This window comes from Spirosoma sp. (genome assembly GCF_026391055.1).
GTDB lineage: Bacteria > Bacteroidota > Bacteroidia > Cytophagales > Spirosomataceae > Spirosoma.
This window is the reverse complement of record NZ_JAPLET010000017.1, coordinates 265683-287439: the sequence shown is the minus strand read 5'-3', so window position 1 is coordinate 287439 and position 21757 is coordinate 265683. Positions and strand designations below refer to the sequence as shown.

Annotated in this window: 13 protein-coding genes; 10 read left to right on the top strand and 3 right to left on the bottom strand. The window is 52.0% G+C overall.

Features of this window, described 5'->3' with window-relative positions; genetic code table 11:
• Positions 1-9: 9 nt before the first annotated feature.
• On the bottom strand, positions 10-501 hold the full coding sequence (mscL, locus tag NT073_RS10005) for a large conductance mechanosensitive channel protein MscL (protein WP_297372530.1): 492 nt from the start codon (positions 499-501) through the stop codon (positions 10-12).
• Positions 502-908: 407 nt separating this feature from the next.
• Between mscL and NT073_RS10000 the strand changes: the two genes are divergently transcribed.
• From NT073_RS10000 to NT073_RS09975, 6 genes are all read left to right on the top strand, one after another.
• A complete protein-coding gene (locus tag NT073_RS10000; RefSeq protein ID WP_297372528.1) occupies positions 909-2501 on the top strand; it encodes a D-aminoacylase in 1593 nt (530 codons plus the stop codon).
• Between the two features lie 120 nt (positions 2502-2621).
• The gene (locus tag NT073_RS09995) at positions 2622-4658 is read left to right on the top strand and encodes a response regulator (protein WP_297372526.1); all 2037 of its coding nucleotides are present in this window, start codon (positions 2622-2624) and stop codon (positions 4656-4658) included.
• Between the two features lie 476 nt (positions 4659-5134).
• Positions 5135-6646 carry an alpha,alpha-trehalase TreF gene (gene treF / locus NT073_RS09990; protein ID WP_297372524.1) on the top strand — a complete coding sequence of 504 codons (1512 nt, stop codon included), beginning with the start codon at positions 5135-5137 and terminating at the stop codon, positions 6644-6646.
• A 136-nt stretch (positions 6647-6782) separates the two neighbouring features.
• Positions 6783-7406 carry a hypothetical protein gene (locus NT073_RS09985; RefSeq protein WP_297372522.1) on the top strand — a complete coding sequence of 208 codons (624 nt, stop codon included), beginning with the start codon at positions 6783-6785 and terminating at the stop codon, positions 7404-7406.
• Between the two features lie 223 nt (positions 7407-7629).
• Positions 7630-8247 (top strand): hypothetical protein, encoded by a 618-nt coding sequence (locus NT073_RS09980; protein WP_297372520.1) that lies wholly within the window; start codon positions 7630-7632, stop codon positions 8245-8247.
• A 106-nt stretch (positions 8248-8353) separates the two neighbouring features.
• Entirely contained in the window at positions 8354-10015 is a 1662-nt protein-coding gene (locus NT073_RS09975; RefSeq protein WP_297372518.1) for an FAD-dependent oxidoreductase, read from the top strand.
• 20 nt (positions 10016-10035) lie between these two features.
• On the opposite strand, the gene NT073_RS09970 is transcribed toward NT073_RS09975, so the two are convergent.
• Positions 10036-11403 carry a sulfatase-like hydrolase/transferase gene (locus NT073_RS09970; RefSeq protein ID WP_297372516.1) on the bottom strand — a complete coding sequence of 456 codons (1368 nt, stop codon included), beginning with the start codon at positions 11401-11403 and terminating at the stop codon, positions 10036-10038.
• 223 nt (positions 11404-11626) lie between these two features.
• Between NT073_RS09970 and NT073_RS09965 the strand changes: the two genes are divergently transcribed.
• The 4 genes from NT073_RS09965 to NT073_RS09950 all read left to right on the top strand — a co-directional run bounded on the left by NT073_RS09965 (position 11627) and on the right by NT073_RS09950 (position 19101).
• A complete protein-coding gene (locus NT073_RS09965) occupies positions 11627-14641 on the top strand; it encodes a TonB-dependent receptor (protein ID WP_297372514.1) in 3015 nt (1004 codons plus the stop codon).
• Positions 14642-14654: 13 nt separating this feature from the next.
• Positions 14655-16154, top strand: coding sequence for a RagB/SusD family nutrient uptake outer membrane protein (locus NT073_RS09960; RefSeq protein WP_297372512.1), 1500 nt, complete (start codon positions 14655-14657; stop codon positions 16152-16154).
• Positions 16155-16293: 139 nt separating this feature from the next.
• Positions 16294-17718, top strand: a complete 1425-nt coding sequence (locus NT073_RS09955) for a glucoamylase family protein (protein WP_297372511.1) — start codon at positions 16294-16296, stop codon at positions 17716-17718.
• Positions 17719-17904: 186 nt separating this feature from the next.
• Positions 17905-19101 carry a Gfo/Idh/MocA family oxidoreductase gene (locus tag NT073_RS09950; RefSeq protein ID WP_297372510.1) on the top strand — a complete coding sequence of 399 codons (1197 nt, stop codon included), beginning with the start codon at positions 17905-17907 and terminating at the stop codon, positions 19099-19101.
• Between the two features lie 42 nt (positions 19102-19143).
• On the opposite strand, the gene NT073_RS09945 is transcribed toward NT073_RS09950, so the two are convergent.
• The gene (locus tag NT073_RS09945; RefSeq protein ID WP_297372509.1) at positions 19144-21486 is read right to left on the bottom strand and encodes a mechanosensitive ion channel domain-containing protein; all 2343 of its coding nucleotides are present in this window, start codon (positions 21484-21486) and stop codon (positions 19144-19146) included.
• Positions 21487-21757 lie beyond the last annotated feature (271 nt).

Genomic DNA, 21757 nt, shown 5'->3' with positions numbered 1-21757 from the left:
TGTTTCAGGTTAGGGTATTTGTCGATTGCCGACTTCGGAGGGACTCACGGTTGTCATGACCGTTGCGGCCTGTTGAGCAGATGAGTTGGCTATAAGAGCATCTCGGATTTCAGTCAGCAACACTTCCTCTTTGGTAGGAGCAGGCGGGATGTCAACGGCATCGGCTTTGGCCCGCATCAGGCGGTTCATACCCCGGATGAGCAGAAAAATAATGAATGCCAGAATTAGAAAGTCGATAACGATGGTGAGAAAGCTTCCGTAGGCAAAAACAGGGCCCAGCTTCCGGGCGTCTGCTAGAGCCAGCCCTGGCGTAATCTTGTCGGAGAGTGGTACGTAGAGGTTACTGAAATCGACATTACCGACCACCATACCAACCAGTGGCATAATCAGGTCATTTACAACTGAATCCACGATTTTGCCAAAAGCGGCACCAATAATTACCCCGACGGCAAGGTCCATGACATTACCGCGCATGGCGAACTCCTTAAATTCTTTAAGCATAGATGTATGTAGTTGAGGATTATAAGATGTAAGCAGATAATAGCATACGCGTTCTTGCAAAAGAAGCGGCAGATAAGGCCGGAAACGTTACGGTAAGGCAGGCTGCTACGTCGGTAAAATCGTGGACGTGCGATAAGTTCTATGGAGTAACTGATTTATGTATTGTATTGTTTACCAGTATTTCTGGCTGGTTAGTATGTCGAAATAGCAGAAGAAACAGATACTCTTCGTTGCATTAGCGCCATCCAAAATAAGGTACCTACTAATTTGTATGTTAGGGCGAAAGGCTTTACTGATTTTTATTCAGGAACCCGGTAAGTCTGAGATGGGGGTAGCCTATGCTTTGTTTTGAGCCGAAAAAAAGCAAGATTGTTAACGAAATACCGTCATACCGTCTTGAAAAAACTATGCTAAACCGGCTACTTCCTTTCTTCATCTGTTTTTTGATACCTCTTCTGATCCAGGCTCAACCGTACGACCTTGTCATTAAAAATGGGCGCGTTGTTGATGGAACGGGTAACCCTTGGGTATATGCCGATGTAGCCATACAAAACGGCCGTATTGTGCGAGTGGGTGTGATACCTGCCGTCGATGCCAAACGGACAATTGACGCCACCGGATTAATTGTTGCCCCTGGTTTTATTGATGTGCATACCCATGTAGAAGGCAGCCTGGAAGCCCAGCCCGGTGCACCTAATTTTATTCATGATGGCGTTACCACCATGATTACCGGCAATTGCGGAGGCTCCAGCGCGAACCTGCGGACCTACTTCGATACGCTCCGAATGCAGGGGATTTCCGTAAATCTTGGTTCGCTGATTGGCCACAATACAGTACGGATGAGGATCATGAAAATGGCCTTTCGGGAGCCCACCGCTCGTGAACAAACAGAAATGGAAGCCCTCGTGGAGCAGGCCATGAAAGATGGAGCCGTGGGACTGTCGACCGGTCTTATCTACACGCCCGGCACCTACGCCCGAACGCCCGAAGTGGTTAACCTGGCTAAAATGGCCTCCCGATATGGGGGTGTGTACGCATCGCACATCCGAAACGAAGGCCAAAATGTTAAACAAGCCATTGAAGAAGCCATCCAAATAAGTCGTGAAGCCAGAATTCCGGTCGAAATATCCCATTTTAAAGTAGCCAGTAAACCACTCTGGGGCAAAAGCACCGAAACGGTCGAACTGGTGGAAGCAGCCCGGCGCGAAGGACTAGACGTAACGGTCGATCAGTATCCGTATACGGCTTCCAGTACATCGCTGGAAAGTATTGTGCCTTCCTGGGCGCTGGCCGATGGCGATTCGGCCGTGCTGAACCGTTTTCGTGACCCCGTAACCCGTGCCAAAATCAGAGCCGAAATGCTGGACGGGCTGGCCAAGAACCTTCGCAAAAACTATGATTATGCCGTAGTGGCCAGCTATAAACCCGATACTACCTTTAATGGGCTTAGTATCAGTGCTATCAATGAGAAGATGGGCCGTAAGAAATCGGCGTCTGCCGAAGCAGATTTAATCCTGGACCTCATGCAGCAGGCCAGTCTGAAGCGTATTCAGATGGTGTATCATACCATGTCGGAGACCGATGTGGAGACCATTCTGCGTTATCCTAACACCATGATTGCGTCCGATGCGGGCGTGGCTAAACTGGGGGCGGGCATGCCGCACCCGCGGGCCTACGGCACCAACGCCCGTGTATTGGGCCGCTATGTGCGCGAGCGCCGTATTATTCCGTTGGAAGAAGCCATTCGCCGGATGACGTCGCTGCCTGCCCAGCGGTTCCGGCTACAGGACCGGGGGCTGCTTCGGCCGGGCTATGCCGCTGATATTGTGCTGTTTGATGAAAAAATTGTTTCGGATAAGGCCACATACGATCAGCCTCATGCCTACACAACGGGTATTTCGTGGGTACTGGTCAATGGAACGCCTGTGGTCGAGAATAATCAGCATACCGGCAAGCGGCCGGGCCAATTACTATTTGGCCCCGGTTATTCAAAAAAATGAGCTCTGCGCAGTTCGTTTAACTTTGTCCATTAATAGTTGCTAAAATGTATACTCATGTTACCATGATAATGCGTAAATTTCCATCCGCATAGTACATTTCTTTTTTGGTGCGTAGCTGTAATGACAACAATTTTAGTTGTAGATGATGAAGTTGATGTTGAACCGTTGATGCAAAACTGGTTCCGACGGAAAATTCAGCAGGAAACTTATCTATTTCGTTTTGCCTATAGCGGCCAGGAAGCGTTAACATTGCTCCAGAGCGAACCGGACATTGATCTTGTACTTCTGGATATTAACATGCCCGATATGGACGGGCTCACGCTATTAAATGAACTGTCAACGCTAGACCGATTTCTGGGCGTTGTCATGGTATCGGCCTACAGCGATATGAACAATATCCGGATTGCCATGAATCGGGGCGCTTTTGATTTCGTTGTCAAACCCATCGATTTTTCGGATCTGGAAGTCACTATCGAAAAAACGGCGCAGTATGTTCGCCAGTTGCGCGAGTCGCAGCAGTTGAAAGTGATCAGCGAGTTGAAGACGCGCTTTTATGACAACATCACACACGAGTTCCGAACACCACTGACCCTCATCCTATCCCCAGTCGAAAAGTTGCTGCAAAAACACCGCGAGCCAGAGGAATTGCTGATGGGGCTGAACATGGTAGAGCGGAATGCACAGCAGTTATTGCGGCTGGTCAATCAACTTCTCGATCTGGCTAAACTGGAGTCAGGGCACTTGAGTTTATCGCCGAGAACCGGCGATTTAAGCGATTTCATCGGGCAGATTGTTCAGCTCTTTAAACCAATTGCCGACGAGCGCGGGCTAACCCTGACGTACCAGAGCGACCTAACCGGTTTTTACAGCTTCGATACCGAAAAAGTTGAACAACTGGTTTACAACCTTGTTGCTAATGCGCTAAAATTCACCCCTGCCGGCAGCGTAACGGTAGCCCTTAAAAAAGGCGATTCAGTACGAATTGTTGTTTCTGACACGGGCATCGGCATTGCTTCGGAAAAGCTACCGTATATATTTAACCGGTTCTATCAAATCATTTCTCCGCAACCGCTGGCCGGGCAATACCTGCCTGATACGTCAGACAAGGTTCCGGCGTTTCTAAATTCGGGTACGGGTATCGGGCTGGCATTGGTGAAAGAGTTGACCGAGTTGATGAATGGAACAGTAGCTGTAGAAAGTACGGTAAGTAAAAGCCCTGGCCAACCGTCGGGGACCGTTTTTACTGTCGAGTTGCCCCTGCCAACGGTTGAGAGCGCAACCGCTCAGGTCGTGGGAAGGCCACTTATGCAACCACTCGACTGGTCTGCTCAGAGCACAAGCCTTCAGCAGCTAGCGCCCGCTGCAACAGCCGAGCCCGCTGATGCTAGTCTTTTAGGTGTCAATGGCGAAAAACCACTGGTGCTGATCGTTGAAGATAATAGCCAGTTACGCATCCTTTTGGAGCGGCAATTATCTGATCTTTATCGGGTAGTAACGGCTATAGATGGGGAAATGGGCTGGCAAATTGCTCAGAATGAATTACCCGACCTCGTTCTTACAGACGTATCGATGCCCAAGATGGATGGCTACGAGCTGACCCGCCGGTTGAAAACATCCCTTATCACCGATCACATTGCGGTGGTTATGCTGACCGCAAAGACGGCGCAGCCCAGTCGTATTCAAGGTTTGCAGGAGGGGGCAGACGATTACATCAATAAACCGTTTCACGTTGACGAGCTGCTGCTTCGACTGAAAAATTTATTTATCCGGCAGCAAAAACTGCGGGCCTATTACCAGAATATATTTTCGCAGCCTGACGTATCCTTTCAGCCAGCGACGGCAACGGATAAGTTCCTTCAGACACTCTATAGCCTGATCGAAGCTCATCTGGACGATAGCCGGTTTGGGGTTGAAGAGCTAGCCCATGAGGTAGGTATGAGCCGCCGGACACTCTATCGGAAATTATTGGTGGTGACGAACCTTACAATCAATGATTTCATGCGTCAGTATCGGTTAAGGCGGGCTGCCCAGTTTCTGCGGGAAGGCCGGAATGTGTCGGAAACGGCCTATCTAGTTGGTTATGAGAGCCCTGCTCACTTCACTACTGTCTTCAAAGAATTCTATAACAAAACGCCTTCGGAGTATGCCGACTTGTAGAGTTGTGCTCACCGGTTGGTAAGAAATTCCGAATTTAACCCTGCATAATTAGATTGTCCTAAAAACGATAGTTGTTGTCCTAAATTCGATAGCGTTCCGGACGCTTATGAGCGACCTTTGATGTGGCCGAAGGCAATGGCTTTTCGCTTTTAACCACACCTATCACCTTTAAATTAAAGAGTTTGTTGTTGCAGAGAAATACAAGCTCCTATACTTTGTCCAAGAGATTGTGATATAAAGCCAGGTAGTGTAAAACTGCCTGGCTTGTCACACGACCAGCACGCTACCAGCATCTGCTTCCCCCTCATGATCCCGCTACATGCGTGGGTCAGTAAGTCGAATAAGGAGAATATACAGGTTTGTAAACGTAAATTTTAGCCAAGACAGCTGAGGATTTGGCATTTTTGCGGTTTATAGAAATGATAAAGGACAGACGAACTCTTTCCCATCCGATCATTTGAACCGATTCACTTATTTTGACCACTTCATCTGCTCTTCAATCACCCGATCAACTTTTTGGCGAGTTGTTCCGTGATGTACAATTGGGTCATGTTTTTGCCGACTCAAAAACGTTTGTCGACTGTGTACCCAAACTGGCGCCGGCCACCATCCTTGCCCGGTACGAAACGGAGAAGATAAAGGCCGATTTTGATTTAAGTGACTTCGTGCACGATACGTTCTGGGTGCCCGAAAAAGTAGCCGGTAATTATGTCAGCGATACGTCTGTCAGTACCACCGAACATGTTAATCTGCTGTGGGAGCATCTTTCCCGCCCGGCCGACCCGCCATCCGCCGAAGGAAGCTCCCGGGTGCCGCTCCCGTATCCGTACGTAGTGCCGGGTGGCCGGTTTCGCGAGATTTTTTACTGGGATAGTTACTTTACCATACTCGGGCTGGAGGGAGCAGGTCGGGTCGATTTGATTCGGGGGATGGTGGATAACTTTGCCTACCTGATCGATACCATCGGGTTTATCCCCAACGGGAATCGGACGTATTTCCTTAGCCGGTCGCAGCCACCTTACTTTGCCCTGATGGTAAAGTTACTGGCCGATATCGATGGTCCGGAAACGCTCGTCCGGTACAAACCACAGCTACAGCGGGAGTATGACTTCTGGATGCAGGGCAGCCAAACCCTCACCCAGGAGCAGCCAATTATCAAACGGGTGGTTCGTGTGCCGGGCTGTTCAGTCGTAAATCGGTATTGGGATACCTGCCCAACACCCCGGCCGGAGGCTTACCGGCAGGAAGTCGAGCTGGCCGGAGATAGTGAACCCCTCGGCATTGTACCGGCCGAGTTATTTACTCATATCCGGGCGGCCTGTGAGTCGGGCTGGGATTTTAGCAGCCGCTGGTTCATCGACCAGCACATGATGGCTAAAATCCATACAACTGAGATTGTACCGGTAGACTTAAACTGTTTAGTATACTCGCTGGAAACAACGCTGGAGGAGGCTAATCAACAGACGGGCTCAGACACAGATAAATTCGCCGGGCAGATTGACGCCCGGAAGCAGGCGATAGAGACGCTTTTCTGGAATGATATAACCGGTTTCTTCCACGATTACGACGCGATACGGCATGAGCCGACGCCAGCCCTTACCCTCGCCGGCGTTTTTCCGTTGTTTTTTAAGCTTGCCACCCCCGAACAGGCTGCGCGGGTTCACGATCGGCTCAACGCTGATTTTTTGCAGGCGGGTGGCTGGGTAACTACCCTGATGAATACCGGTCAGCAGTGGGACTGGCCAAACGGCTGGGCGCCCTTGCAGTGGATGGTATATCGTGCATTGATGAATTATGGCTTTACCGAAACCGCCAACGAGGGCCGCAAACGCTGGCTGTCCCTCAACGATAAGGTGTTTCATGCCACAGGTAAAATGATGGAAAAATATAATGTGGTAGACGCAGCTCTAACCACTGGAGGAGGAGAATACCCCAATCAGGATGGTTTCGGCTGGACAAATGGCGTTTATCTGGCCATGATGGAGTAGAGACGAGGCTGATGTGGGTAATGTGTGTTGCCGGGTCCTCAAACCCGGCAATACATTACTCCTGATTTCTTGGCACTGTATTTGTAAAGATGTGCTTATTGCCTTTATACTGCGCTCAGCAGTAACGGATTAAGCCATGAAAGAGCTATTCATCACTGTGTTGGCGTCGGGTATGACAACGGTAGCGATTTGCCAGAAGACATTTATTTTATACCATCAGGATAAGCAAGGCTTTTTTGCTGTATCAGCCGGCACTAGCTTACCCATAGGTCAGTTTGCCCGTTGCTCACCCGTCGATGACCGGGCCTGTATGGCTGGCCAGGGTGTTGTGTTCAGCGCATCGGCAGGCTATCAAATTGCCGGGCCGGTGGGCGTGATGATTCGTAGTGAACAGCACCGCAATACGGTCAATACCAGTGCCATGCTCGATGCCCTGTATCGCAATGATACAGACATATGGACGGCCAAAGCCGATAACTGGTCGGTATTGAGCGTACTGGCAGGCCCCTATGTCAACATTCCGATGGGCCGTTTTTCTGTCGATGCCCATTTACTGGCCGGTCGTGCCCTGGCTGTGTTGCCCAATACGTCCATGTCCGGTAATTTCGGTACCACCGAGATGTCTGTGCGAACAACCGGTTCTCAGAGCACTGCCTTCGCACTCGGGGGGGGATGTCGGTCCGCTACCGGCTTGGGCTTAGCACCTCATTGCTGCTCAATGCCGATTATAGCCGTGCTGATTTTACGTTCCATAATCTAACCTCAACCGCTACCAATGGGTCTGTTCGCTCGCAAAGTGGCACGTTCAGCAGTGACCGGGTGGTTAGTGTCGTCAGTGTATCGGCCGGAGTAGCTGTCCTTTTTGGCACGAAATACTGTCCGTTTTAAGGACCGCTGATCGATGTGTCAGGCAGTTCATCCCTATTGGGTTGTAACCATCGCGTATGTGCCGTAGTTTAGTAGCCAAACTTACTATTCAGGCCATGACACCTCTCCGTCGGCATGCCGTACTTCGGCGCGTAAAAGATATTACCCTCAGTGCTACCCTTAGTCTGGCCCTGCTAAACGGTGCGGTTCTGTTGCAGAGTTGTGGCAATAATAGTTCCGATGAGCAGGAAGAGCGAACCGAAACCAGCTTTAAGCAAGGTGTTCGGACGTACATTACCGAAACGGCACCGGGCAATTTTAAAATCACGGATGAAGTTCAGACAGGACCCGATAAGGCCGGAGCTATCGTGAACTATTACGATGGTCATCGCGACACGCTGAGCGTTGAAGCGGCCAAACGGCTTGTCGAAACCGATAAGTCGACGAGTACGTACCTCAATAATCCGGGTGCTTACCATGCCTATCATCACAATGGTTTAGCCAACGCTTTACTGTGGGGTAGCCTGGGCTACATGCTGGGGCGCAATAATTCATCCCAGTTTCAAAATGATCAGCGCCGATACGGGTCTGGCTTTTACACGAATCCGGGCCTGTTTCAACGCTCAACTCAAGTTGGTGAAAATATCCGCAGCTCGCGGGTGACGCGTACGGTGCGCCCGTCGGGTGGCCGAAGTGGATTTTTTGGTGGCCGGAGCCGGAGCTTTTCCGGGTAACCGGCAGATTGTAGGAGTTAACAAATCGATTGGTTAACAAATCATTAAGCGCGCACTCAGTTACTATACTGCATTACTTAATGTCGTAATAGTTTTACCTTTGTGTATGAATCGGCAAAAAAACTGGGAGCGGCTGCGGCAGGAAAAATTTGATATTTGTATAATTGGGGCAGGTGCCAGTGGTGCCGGTGCCGCTTTGGATGCGGTGCTGCGCGGGTACAGTGTGGCCTTGATTGATCGAAGTGATTTTGCCGGAGAGACTTCTTCCAGATCAACGAAATTGATACACGGCGGTGTTCGCTACCTCGAACAAGCCATCAAAAAGCTCGATCTGGCACAACTGCGTCAGGTTCGACACGGACTGGCCGAACGCCGGACGGTTATTCGAAACGCTCCCCATTTAGCGCATCCACTCGCCATCCTGACGCCCGTATTCAGCTGGTTTGAGGGAATGTACATGACCGTTGGGCTGACCCTCTACGATTTTATTGCCGGTCATGACGCCTTCCCGAAAGGAAGCTGGCTCAACCGGGCGCAGGCACTCGAGAAAAGCCCGAAGCTGACACCGCAGATGCACAGCGCCGTTCTCTACTATGACGGTCAGTTCAACGATGCCCGCTATGCACTGGCACTGGCTCACTCCGCCGACGAAGCCGGTGCTGCTGTGGCTAACTACGCGGCCGTCACGGATTTTAGCCGGGAGAAAGGCCAGCTTAAAACCGCTACCGTAAAGGATCAGCTGACAGGCGAAACCGTAACGATCCGGGCGAGTGTATTCCTGAACTGCACAGGGCCCTATGCTGATAGCATCCGTCTATTGGCAAACCCCGAACTGAGTCCACGTATCCGACCCAGCAAAGGCGTTCATATCGTACTCCCGCGTGAAACGCTCCAGAGCGACTACGCCATTCTGATTCCAAAAACGACGGATGGCCGGGTGGTATTTGCCATTCCGTTTGGCGATAAGGTGTTTGTTGGCACGACCGATAACGATTATTCCGATCTGGCTAAAGAGCCGGTGCTGGAATCGGACGAGGTTGATTACCTGCTCGAAACCGTACGCCCTTACCTGGCCAAAGCGCCCGTCCGCGCCGATGTACAGTCGGGTTTTGGGGGTATCCGGCCGCTTATTGTGAGCAGCCGCGCGGATACGAAAACGCTGTTGCGCGACCACGAGATTGAGCAGGACGAAGAGTCCGGTCTATTGAGTTTGCTGGGCGGGAAATGGACAACTTACCGCCTGATGGCGCAGGATGCTATTGACCGGGTTGGCGAAGTGCTGAAGAAGAAGACTGTACCCGGCCGTACCGAAACGCATTACCTGATCGGGGGCGAAGGCTACCGCTTCGAGGATTGGGAGACATTGCACCGTCAGTATAATTTACCGGCCGAGGTGTGTCAGCAGTTGATGAAAACGTATGGCAGCCGTGCCGGCCAGGTGGCAGAACTAACCGTTTCGCAGCCGGAACTAGCCCAAAAGCTGACAGACCAACAGCCTTATATTCGGGCCGAAGTGATCTATCAGGTACGGGAAGAAATGGCCGTTACCCTCCGCGATGTGCTGGCCCGCCGGTGGCGTCTTGAACTGGCCGACTGGCAGTTAACAACCCAGATTACTCCGCAGGTTGCCGACCTGATGGCTGCTGAACTGAACTGGAGCGATGCCTATCGGCAGGAGCAGGTACAGAACTACCATCGTTTACTGACGTCGTTTGCCAAACAGGCGGGCCTGCCCGCTGAACGGTCTACGATAGCCGTAGCAAACTAGTACTCGTCCAAAATCGCATCTCAAAAATCTTTGTTACGTTTTTCCCAAGGAATGGCTCCACTCTGGCGCGTATGCTCGCGCATGAGTTTTTCCAGCCGCCTGAATTCCTCCGGACGGTCGCTTGCCCGGTTTGTTTTTTCCAATGGGTCTTCTTTCAGATTGTACAATTCCAGCGGTCTGTACGGGCTGTCTTGAAGCAGTTTCCAGTCGCCGAGTCGAACCGCGTCGATTGTTTTGCCATTGTATTCGCTACCACCTTCGCGCCGGATGAAGAAAAGAGGCCGTTCGGCGGCTGGCGGCTGACCTTCTCCCCGCAAAATGGATAAGAAACTTTGCCCGTCAATCGAATGCCCGATGCTTGTGCCGGATGCTTCCAGCAATGTTGGGAAGATATCCATCAGCAGAAGTGGTTGCTGAGACTGGCTTTGCGCGGCAACTTTACCGGGCCAGACTACACAGGCTGGTATCCGAATGCCTCCCTCGTACATGTGCCCTTTTCCGCTACGCAGTGGCCCATTATTAGCCCCATCAAACAGCTTTCCGCCGTTGTCGCTGACAAACACGATTAGTGTGTTCTCATAAAGGCCCTTCGCGCGGAGTGTCTGAATGACTTTGCCGATACCATCGTCCATGTGTTCAATTAAACCTACCAGTTTGGCGCGTTTATCACTGATGCCCGGCTGACGCGCTTTCACCCTGGCCAGCCAGTCGGCAGGGGGCTGAATGGGGTCGTGCGGGGCATTGTAAGCCAGATACAGGAAAAAAGGATTTGATTGACCGGCGCGTTGCCCGAGATAATCCGTTGCCCACTGGGTAAACAGATCGGTAGCGTGTCCCTGCGGATTGATGATCTGCCGGTTGAGCCGCATGTAGTTTCGGTCGTGGCGTAAATGCGTGTAGTAGTCGTCCATCATATCCCCTTCGAAGCCATGAAACAGATCGAACTCCCGGTCGTTGGGCAGATTTGGCGACTCCAAACCCAGGTGCCACTTGCCAATCAGGGCGGTGTGGTACCCGTTTTTCTTCAATACAGAAGGCAGTAAGGTAGACGTTGGTGACAGATATCCCCAGTTGTCATCGGGCATGGTTCGGATAACGCCCGGTACGCCCACCTGCTCGGGATAGCGCCCGCTCAGTAGGGCAGCCCGTGAGGGAGAACAAACGGACGAGTTCGCATAGAAGTGGCTGAACCGCATCCCCGCCCGAACGAGTGAGTCAATGTGGGGTGTCCGGATATCAGGAGCACCGTAACTGCCCAGATCACCGTAGCCCAGATCATCGGCCAGAATAAGGAGAATGTTCGGTTTTTTTACCGGCGATTTCGCTTGGCCAACTACCCGAACCGGTTGGCAGAAGAGGACGAGGAACAGGAGGAGTAGAGGCTTCATACAGGCGAAAAAAGCCGATGTCCCGAGCTTCTACCCATGAAGGATTTTTGTGGTCAACCATTTGTAGTACCGAGCGTCGGTATCTACAAAAAAAGGTGCCAAATAATATTTCGTTGCCTAACATTCTGATTCATTGCCGGTTAAAATGAGGCTAAAGAAAGTTTAAATAGTATTCCCATAGGAATACTTATTTTTGTACCCCAATTTAAATTTTAACTCAACTATGAAAACACTTGGTTACTTTTTAACGGTAATCTGGCTGGCCGTAAGCGGAAACGTGTGGGCTCAAAATCAGCAGATTACAGGAAGGGTTGTCAACAAAGAGGACAAGCAGGGACTTCCGGGCGTAAACGTTCTGGTACGCGGCACGACAACCGGGACCGCTACCGATGTAGAGGGTAATTATCAGATTAGCGTACCCGCTGGCGCGGTCATTCAGTTCAGCATGATTGGGATGACTACTCAGGAAGTACCGGTAGGCAATCAAACCACCATCAACGTTGAACTCGCCGACGACGCCCGCGCCTTGCAGGAGGTTGTTGTGGTTGGGTACGGTACGCAGCGCAAGATTGACGTGACGGGTTCCGTTGCGCAGGTGAAAGGTGAAGAGCTAGTGCGGCAGCCGGTGCTGTCGGCCACGCAGGCCCTGCAAAGTAAGGTGGCCGGGGTGCAGATCATCAACTCGGGTGCACCGGGTCAGGCACCTACCGTCCGGATTCGGGGAACGGGTACGCTGCTGGGCGGGGCCGACCCGCTTTATGTGGTCGACGGGATTATTACCGAAGACATTCGCAACATCAATACTTCCGATATTACCTCGGTCGACATTCTGAAAGATGCCTCGGCAACGGCTATTTATGGCGTTCGGGCGGCCAATGGTGTGGTGCTGATTACCACCAAACGCGGCAAATCGGGGGCACCTACTGTCAATTATGATGCGTATGTGGGGATTCGGACGCCCGCCTATCGGGTAAAAATGGCCGATGCGCAGTTGTTTACCCAATATAACAACGAAGCGGTTCGCTACGACGACCCAACGGCCACCCTACCCTTCGACCCAACGGCTACCAACGCAGCCAACACCGACTGGTTTAAAGCCATTACCCGTACGGGTATACAGCAGAACCATTCGCTCTCCGTTAGTGGTGGTACTGACAAAACGACTTACCTGTTCAGCGCGGGTTATTTCAGCGAGAAAGGGATTCTGAAAGGAACGGACTACAGCCGTCTGACCCTCCGTCTGAACAACGAGTACACGCTCTCGCCGGTGCTGAAACTGGGCCACAACCTGAGTCTGGCCAACGATAATTCAGACCTTTCGGGTACGGCCGATCCGGCTATCCCCAGCACAACGGCCTACTCCGCGTTCACGAATGCCTACAAGCAGGCACCGGTCGTGCCGGTTCGGAATGCTGACGGTACCTACGGATTTACGCCCCGGAACAACGTAGCGAACCCCGTTGCGCAACTGGACTACACCAATTACAACGCCAAGGGGCTACGGCTGCAAGGGTCGTTTTACGGAAACCTGACGCTGTTAAAGAAGATTACAGTCCTCTCGAACTTCGGGATTGAGAGCAACGCCAACCGGGCCTACAACTACGATCCAGTCTATCAGGTATCGGCCAATCAGCGCAATCTGACGAGTGCCCTGAACGTGGGCCGGTCGACTAGTTCCCGCTGGCTCTGGACCAACACCGCCGAGTATACCAACACCTTCGCGAAACAGCATACGGTGAAAATCCTGGGTGGTTATGTAGTCGAGCGTTTCCAGAACAACATACTGACCTCAGCCCGACAGGATGTACCTCCCCAGTCGAACTATTTTTACCTGAATACGGGCAATGCCTCGTCGGCCACGAACAGCGAAGTGGGCAGTATTCAAACCCGGCAATCGTACATTGGTCGGGTCAACTACAACTTTGCCGACCGCTACCTGTTTACCGGTACGGCGCGCTACGATGGGTCGAGCAAGTTTCCAACCAACAACCGCTGGGGCTTCTTTCCCTCGCTGGGAGCTGGCTGGGTAATCAGCGAAGAGCCATTTCTACGCGGCAAAACACCCTTCGACCAGTTGAAAGCGCGGGTAAGCTGGGGTAAAACCGGTAACGACCGCATCGACCCGAGTGCCTTTCAGTACACCATCGCCAGCGGACTCGACTACGCGTTCGGGCCGAACCAGACATTGCAACAGGGACGGACCATCACTAACCTGATCGATCCGAATCTACACTGGGAAGTAACGACCGGTACGGACATTGGCCTGGAGTTCGCCCTCGCCAAGAACCGGCTGACGGGAGAATTTACGTACTACAATAAACTCACCAGCGACGCCCTGTTCCAGCGGCCCATCGACGCCATCTTCGGGGATGTCGACGCGGCTTACCTGACCAATGCGGCCAGTGTTCGGAACCGGGGTTTTGAATTTGCCCTGAACTGGCGCAACAACTCAAGCAGCGGCTTCAACTACAACATCGGCGCAAACGCCACCATCAACCGCAACCGGCTGGAAGATGTGCAGGGCGGATTGCCCATCAACGAAGGCGGCATTGGCAACGGGCAGTACACGACCCGCACAGCAGTTGGTCAGCCGGTAGGGAGCTTCTGGGTGTGGCAAACCGATGGTATTTTCCAGACTCAGGAGCAGGTGAACAACACGGCGGCTAAAATTCAGGGTACTAAACCCGGCGATTTCCGCTACGTAGACCAGAACGGCGATGGCGTTATTGACGATAATGACCGTGTGTTCGTGGGCTCCTACCAGCCTAAACTGTACTTCGGCATCAACGGTGGTTTCACCTACGGCGGCTTCGACTTCTCGACCGACTGGTACGCCAACTTCGGCAACAAAGTGTACAATGGCAAAAAGGCCCAGCGCTTTGGTAACGAGAACATCGAAGCTTCACGCGCCGACCGCTGGACGTCAACTAACCCCAGCAACACCGAACCACGCGCCAGTAATTCCGTGCCTGTTTCTTCAACCTATTACGTCGAATCGGGGTCTTTCTTCCGAATCAACAACGTAACGCTGGGTTATACCTTACCAAAGGAACTGGTGTCGTCGCTGAAAGTAAGTCGAGTTCGGTTCTACGTGACGGCGCAAAATGCGCTGACTATCAAAGCGTTCTCCGGATATACCCCGGAACTGCCGGGCAGTAACCCGTTGAACGCCGGTATCGAGCTGGGAACCTATCCGGTCACGTCGGCTTATCTGGCAGGTCTGAACATTGGCTTTTAAGTAAACAACGCAGATGAAAACGTTTCAGAAACTCATTACATACACCTGCATTGGCGGTCTGGTGATTGCCAGTGGCTGTTCCAAGTCCTTTCTGGATGTGCCGCCCCAGGGACAGCAAACCCCAACGGATTTTTTCTCGAGTAATGCCGATGCGGCTACGAGTCTAGTCAACGCCATTTATTCCAAAATGGTCGACTGGAATTTTCACTCATTTTCGTGGAATGGCCTTACCAGCATTGCCTCGGATGATGCCGATAAAGGCAGCTCACCGGGCGATACAGGCACGGATAAGGACCAGTTGGACAACTTTACGTTCACGCCCTCCAGCATCTCGTTCAACGAAGTTTGGGGTGGCCAGTATGAAGCCATTGCCCGCGCCAATCAGGCGCTCGACAATCTCCCGGCGTTGACCATCAACGACACCCTGAAGAACCGGCTCATCGGCGAAGCCAGTTTCCTGCGGGCCTATTGCTATTTCAACCTCGTTCGCTCGTTTGGCGGGGTGCCGCTGATTACCAAAGTGGCCGACCCGACCAACGCCAGCGATATTCAGCAGGGACGGGTGCGGGCGACGTCGGCGCAGGTCTACACGCAGATTGAAACCGATCTGGCAACGGCCGTCGCGAATCTGCCGGAGAAATCGCAGTACAACTCAGCCGACCTGGGCCGAGCCACTAAAGGAGCCGCCAAAGCCTTACTGGCTAAAGTGTCGATGTACGAAAAGAAGTGGAATGTGGTGCTCCAACTGACCGACGAGGTCATTGCATCAGGTCAGTATTCCTTGCAGCCTAACTACGCCGAACTCTGGCGCGAATCGTCGGAGAACGGTGTTGAGTCGATCTTCGAGATTCAGGGTCGGGGTGTAACGCCCAATAAAGGGGTTCAGGGTTATTTCGAATCGCAGGGCGCACGGGGTGAAAACGGCTGGGGCTGGGGTTTCAACACGCCCTCCGAAAATCTGGTCAAAGCGTACGAACCCGGCGATACCCGCAAGGATGGCACCATCATTCAACGCGGTATGACGCTCTGGGATGGCCGGGTGGTTAGCCCAAACGCCGAAAATCCGTATTACAATATGAAAGCCTACGTGAGTTTCACGCGGGAAACGAACAACGGTAACACCTGGGAAACCAGTAAAAATGTTCGGGTACTGCGTTACGCCGAAGTACTATTGATGAATGCTGAAGCCGCCAATGAACTTGGCCAGCCAACCAAAGCCGTCACGGCCCTGAATCAGGTGCGGGCAAGGGCACGGGGTGGTGTCGCTACGGCTTTGCCAAACGTAACGACAACCGCCCAGGCCGATTTGCGGCTGGCTATCTGGAACGAACGCCGAGTCGAGTTAGCGTTTGAGCACGACCGGTATTTCGATCTGGTCCGGCAGGGACGGGCAGCGGCTGTTTATCAGGCCCTTGGTAAGAACTTTGTAGCAGGTAAGCACGAAGTATTCCCGATTCCCCAACCGCAAATTCAGTTGAGCGGTGGTCAATTGACGCAGAATCCGGGGTATTAGCAGGTGTTTTCCATCCCAACTGAAGTACCACCCCCAATCCCCTCCTGAAACAGGAGGAGGCTTTGTAACGGGGTACCCTTGTTTGAGACCCCTCCTAAAACAGGAGGGGTTGGGGGTGGTATTTTTTACAGCTTAATTTATGAAACAACTCCTCGCCATTCTCCTTACCTGCTCCAGCCTCACGATTGTCTGCTGCCAGCCAAAAACGCAATCAGTGCCCCCTGCTTCAACCGCTTTCAAACTGTCCGGCTCCGACAATACGTTTTTGGATAGTCTGCAAAAGGATACGTTTCGCTATTTCTGGGAGACGACGAACGCCGAAAACGGGCTGGTTCCTGACCGGGCACCATCCAACTCGTTTGCCAGTATTGCCGCCGTGGGCTTTGGGCTAACGTCGTATCTGGTGGGGGTGGAGCGCGGCTATGTGACGCGGGCACAAGCCGCCGACCGTACCCTGAAAACGCTCCGCTTCTTCGCCAAGGCACCGCAATCCGATAAGGCAACGGGCGTAACGGGCTACAAAGGTTTTTTCTACCACTTTTTGGATATGAAAACCGGCGAACGTTTCAAGCAGGTTGAACTGTCGACCATTGACACGGCCCTGCTGCTGGGTGGCATCCTGAGCGCACAAAGCTATTTTGATCAGAACAACGCCGTTGAAACGGAAATTCGCCAACTCGCCGACCAGATTTACGGCCGGGTTGACTGGGTGTGGTTTCAGAATAACAACGGTCCGGCGTCCAGGCCGTTTGTGTCGATGGGCTGGCACCCGGAATCCGGCTTCATCAAGAACGACTGGACCGGCTATAACGAAGGAATGCTACTGTATGTCCTGGCGCTGGGTTCGCCCACGCACGCTGTTGGCACCGATGTCTGGGCCGCCTGGACCAAATCATATCCGTGGGCAACCTTCTACGACCAGACGCACGTGAATTTCGACCCACTGTTTGGTCATCAGTACTCACACGTCTGGATTGATTTTCGGGGTATCAAAGACGAGTATATGCGGGGCAAAGGCATCGACTATTTCGAGAACTCGCGCCGGGCCACCTATGCCAACCGGGCCTACTGCGTAGCCAATCCGGGCAAATGGCAGGACTACGGCCCGACCATCTGGGGGCTCACCGCCTGCGACGGCCCCGCCGATACGTTGATAAATGGAAAGCAATTTTTCTCGTATCGGGCGCGGGGAGCTGCCAGCACGCAGATCGTAGACGATGGTACGATTGCTCCCACGGCAGCGGGTGGTTCGATGGCGTTTGCGCCGGAACTGTCAGTGCCTGCTCTGCGGGCCATGAAAGCGAAATATGGGGCGAAACTGTATGGCGACTATGGTTTTCGTGATGCCTTTAATCCAACGTATCGCTATCCGGCTCGTGTTTCCAATGGCTCCACACAAAACGGCTGGTTCGATATTGACTACCTCGGCATCGACCAGGGACCTATCCTGCTGATGGCTGAGAATATGCGCTCGGAGTTCATCTGGAAACTGATGCAGAAGAATCCGCATATTAAGCGTGGCCTGATTAAAGCCGGATTTACGGGTGGCTGGCTCGCCCGGTAACTAACGTCAAATTTGTTCTCGAGACTGCTTTTATAAGCAGTCTCTTTTTTTTTAACAGGTGATGTCGGGTCTCCCAGAAACTCACTTGGGGACTCTGTGACCGAACATTTAAGGCAGGGGAAGGTTAGAACAGGTAAAATCGCCGGGCTTTACCAGTCGGTTTTCTAGGCTAAATCTGTCTTCGTTATGCAACAATCTTCTCACTCACGACGCCAGTTCATTTACCAGATGGGCGCGGCTTCGGTTGTACTTCCCGGACTGTCTGTACTGGGCCTGCAAAGCTGCGGGGGCAAAAGTGATAAAGCAACGGCCGAGTCGGCCAGTTCGACTACCACTACACAGGGCTCGACGCGTAAGCTGGGCATTGCCCTTGTTGGACTTGGACAATACAGCGAAGGTCAACTGGCACCGGCACTTGAAAAGACCACCAACTGCCGACTGGCGGGTATCGTAACGGGCACACCAGATAAAGCCGAGAAGTGGAAGTCAAAGTACAACATCCCCGAAAAGAATATTTACGATTACAAGACGTTCGATAAAATTGCCGACAACCCGGATATCGACATTGTGTATGTAGTGCTCCCTAACTCCATGCACGCCGAATATGTCATTCGGGCGGCCAAAGCGGGTAAGCACGTTATCTGCGAAAAGCCAATGGCTATGAATGCCGAAGAGTGTCAGCAGATGATTGACGCCTGTAAAAAAGCCAATCGGCAATTGTCCATTGGCTACCGGCTGCATTTTGAGCCGCATAATCAGGAGATGATGCGACTGGGACAGAAGGAGGCCTTTGGGAAAATAAATCGGATCGTAGCCGAAAATGGGCAGGTTCAGGACGAAAGCTCACCCTGGCGGTTGGGACGCGGTGTGGGTGGGGGCGGCCCCTTGCGCGATGTGGGTGTGTATTGCATACAGGGGGCTATTTATACCAAAGGGCAGATACCCATTGCTGTTACGGCCCGAAAGCACCCGGTTACGGATAGGGAGAAATTCAGCAAGATTGAAGAAGGCATGGATTTTAGCCTGTATTTTCCCGATGGAACCATAGCCGGCTGCAAAGCCAGTTTCAACGATAAGTACAACAAGCTGCGGGCCGAAGCCGCCAAAGGTTGGTTTGAACTATCTCCGGCCTACGCATATGATGGTCTGGAAGGAAAAACCAGCCAGGGTAAAATGGAAATTGAGAACGTACCTCAACAGGCGCATCAGATGGATGCCTTTGCCAACTGCATCCTGCAAAACAAGCCCACAACCGTACCCGGCGAACTGGGTAAGCGGGATGTTCAACTGATCGAAGCCATTTTCGAAGCCGCCCGAACCGGCCAGAAAGTATTGACAAAGGATGTCGTTCAGATACTCGATAAGTCCGCGCTTATGAGTTAGTGCCTGGCGTTGGGCACAGTTATTAACCGTGCCCAACGCCAGTTAAAGTAGTTTGATGGATGCTCCTTTGAATGCCGTCAGCAAGCGTTGAAACAACTGGCTTTTCAACGAAACTTCGCTGTAAACGCTTGTCAACCAGACTTGTATTTTTAGTTCGACGCTGTCGCCCCCAATAGCCGTGACGATTACGTCCGCCGGCCGGTTTGGCAGCGTGCCCTCCAGTTGACTCACTTCGTTGGTTACAATTTCCTGTACGGCCTGTAAGTCCGTATCAGCACTTACTTTCAGCGTGAACTCCGTTTTCAGGTACGTATCGCCCGATGTCCAGTTTACCAGCCGGTTGGATAATAAGTCGCCGTTGGGAATAATCACTTCGGAGCCTTGTGGGGTAATCATCCGGCTTGAGCGGATGCCGATGTCGCGAATCCTGCCTTTTTTATCAGCCAGTTCTACGTAATCGCCAATTTTGAAGGGTTTTTCAAAAATCAGGATTACGCCCGATACAAAGTTGCTCACGATATTCTGCATTCCCAGGCCAATACCCACACTGAGCGCACCCAGCACAACGGTAAACTTATCGACAGATATGCCGGAGGTCGCGATAGCCAGTAACACCCCGGCAATGATGATCACCAGGCGAACCAGCGCCAGCACCGAACTTAGCTGCCCAATCTGCTCAGTTTCTGTCGGCAGCTGGCTCTCGCCAAACAGCAGTCCGATGTTTTTCTGAAGGAGACTCGACAGGTAGATGATGATCGAAAACGACAACACATTGCTCAGTGTGAACGTCAGGCTGCCAAACGAACGGGGTCTGGTGAGAATGTGGTGCAGGATATTAAAGACCGTATCGGCTGCGCCGATGTTGATGAAAAAAACGATTAGCCACAAGGTAACGGCTATAAAGGAAAGCCCCTTCCGGAACGACCGGCGAATATGATTGACGTTGACCCTTGAAAAAAGGCCCTCCGAGCTGGTGCTCAGGTTAATCTGTAAATCAAGTGTTTCCAGAATTACTTCGATAAAGGCTCCCAAAGCCGTTAGCTGAATCAGCCCGATAACGGCCGTTATACCAAACGTTTTAGCCAGGCTGATGCGCCCGAGAATATTGAGGATGATAGCCAGTATCTGAAGCACCATAAATAGTGTCGTCACAACCCGAACAACCCGGGCGCTAATGTGCTGGCGGGGTAACCGGCGGGAAAATACAATACCGATGTAGATAAAGCCGATGTTCAGGGCGATCAGGCCAAGGCGCATGAACAGCGGATCGCTAACCAGGGCATTGGCAACCACGAGCAGCATATACATCGTGCCGATCAGGAGCCACATCCTGAGTTCATGTTGCGAGAACCGCGACCAAAACTGGACGGTAAGTACCACAAACAATAGAAACTGGGTAATCTCTACGTACAGCGAAGGCGATTGCGGCTCAAAAAGGGGTGTTAGGTTGAGCAGTACAATGAGAGAGGCAAGCACCGGCACTGGTTTCAGATAGTTGAAACGCTGTGGGTTCACCTTCTCCCGTAATGAAGGTCTTTGCGCTTTTTTGTAGTTGAAAAAGACCCAGGCAAAAAACAGGCCGCACAGCATTATAAGCAGGATGCGGTTATCCCAGGTGGCAGAAACGAAATAAGTGAAAATTTTACTTTGTCCCTGAAAGCTTGACTGAAGAAGCATGGGAAAATCCCCCAACGGCAGTAAAGCCGGTGCGTCCCATAAATAGGGCGCTTCCTGCTGGAATTTATTCTCCGACGATTTCTGCAGTCGTTCGTTGATCGTCGTTTGCAGGTTGCCAATCGTTAAATAAGTACCCGATACGTCGGCCAGTAAGCGGCTGACGGTGTCCAACTGGGCACTGGTGCGGGTGCCTGCGTCCTGCAATTGAAATTTAAGGCTTCGGAGCTGATCGGCATACAGCTTTTTATCGGTCGTGTCACTTCCGTCTACCGTTAATAATGAATCGGTGCTAAGGGCCAGCACCTGGTCCAGATTCGACTGTAAATCATTGTTTGACTTGGAAAGCGTTGTCCGCCAGTCGGTTAGTTTTTTCAGCCCATCGTTCAAAATCAGGCTATAGTTGACCAGATTCTTGGTGTCAACTTCCTGGCCATGCGCCCGCATATCGGCGACAATGGGCGCGAGGTTCGCTTTGACATCGGCCAGTCCCGACCGTATCCGAGAGATACCGTATTTCCGTTTATTGGCCGCCTTGATCTGCGAAATGACAGACTGGGCTTTTTGAATTTTAAATAATAATGTATCCGGAATGGTTTGAGGCACCGGTATCGCGTTCGTTGTGGCTGTATCCTGAGCCATCGAGGGAACCGTTACACCATGGAAAAGGACGAGTACGAGTAGTAAGTTAATAAATAGCCTGACAAACATAGAATCGCAAAAGAATAGGCAGGCGTGCGGCTCAATGAGTGAAGTTAGCCGCCCTGCCAAGTGTTATCCTTCTGTTAAAACTGCCTGTTGGCGCTTATGTTAGATTGATCTTGCTGAGGATTTTAAGTTGAGTCGAATTGGATGGGGCGTGGTGCGGCCTTAGCGACTGTACCTAAAACTACCTGACTTTTCGTTCACGTGTGCTTATTACTGCTCAATTTGTCGCATCTTGTCGTAAAACGAAAGAGCGAAAAGATACTCCGATCCGGAT

Excerpts from the sequence above, each read along its gene's own strand:
- mscL (WP_297372530.1), bottom strand. The coding sequence starts at position 501 with ATGCTTAAAGAATTTAAGGAGTTCGCCATGCGCGGTAATGTCATGGAC.
- NT073_RS10000 (WP_297372528.1), top strand. The coding sequence starts at position 909 with ATGCTAAACCGGCTACTTCCTTTCTTCATCTGTTTTTTGATACCTCTT.
- NT073_RS09995 (WP_297372526.1), top strand. The coding sequence starts at position 2,622 with ATGACAACAATTTTAGTTGTAGATGATGAAGTTGATGTTGAACCGTTG.
- NT073_RS09985 (WP_297372522.1), top strand. The coding sequence starts at position 6,783 with ATGAAAGAGCTATTCATCACTGTGTTGGCGTCGGGTATGACAACGGTA.
- NT073_RS09980 (WP_297372520.1), top strand. The coding sequence starts at position 7,630 with ATGACACCTCTCCGTCGGCATGCCGTACTTCGGCGCGTAAAAGATATT.
- NT073_RS09975 (WP_297372518.1), top strand. The coding sequence starts at position 8,354 with ATGAATCGGCAAAAAAACTGGGAGCGGCTGCGGCAGGAAAAATTTGAT.
- NT073_RS09970 (WP_297372516.1), bottom strand. The coding sequence starts at position 11,403 with ATGAAGCCTCTACTCCTCCTGTTCCTCGTCCTCTTCTGCCAACCGGTT.
- NT073_RS09965 (WP_297372514.1), top strand. The coding sequence starts at position 11,627 with ATGAAAACACTTGGTTACTTTTTAACGGTAATCTGGCTGGCCGTAAGC.
- NT073_RS09960 (WP_297372512.1), top strand. The coding sequence starts at position 14,655 with ATGAAAACGTTTCAGAAACTCATTACATACACCTGCATTGGCGGTCTG.
- NT073_RS09955 (WP_297372511.1), top strand. The coding sequence starts at position 16,294 with ATGAAACAACTCCTCGCCATTCTCCTTACCTGCTCCAGCCTCACGATT.
- NT073_RS09950 (WP_297372510.1), top strand. The coding sequence starts at position 17,905 with ATGCAACAATCTTCTCACTCACGACGCCAGTTCATTTACCAGATGGGC.
- NT073_RS09945 (WP_297372509.1), bottom strand. The coding sequence starts at position 21,486 with ATGTTTGTCAGGCTATTTATTAACTTACTACTCGTACTCGTCCTTTTC.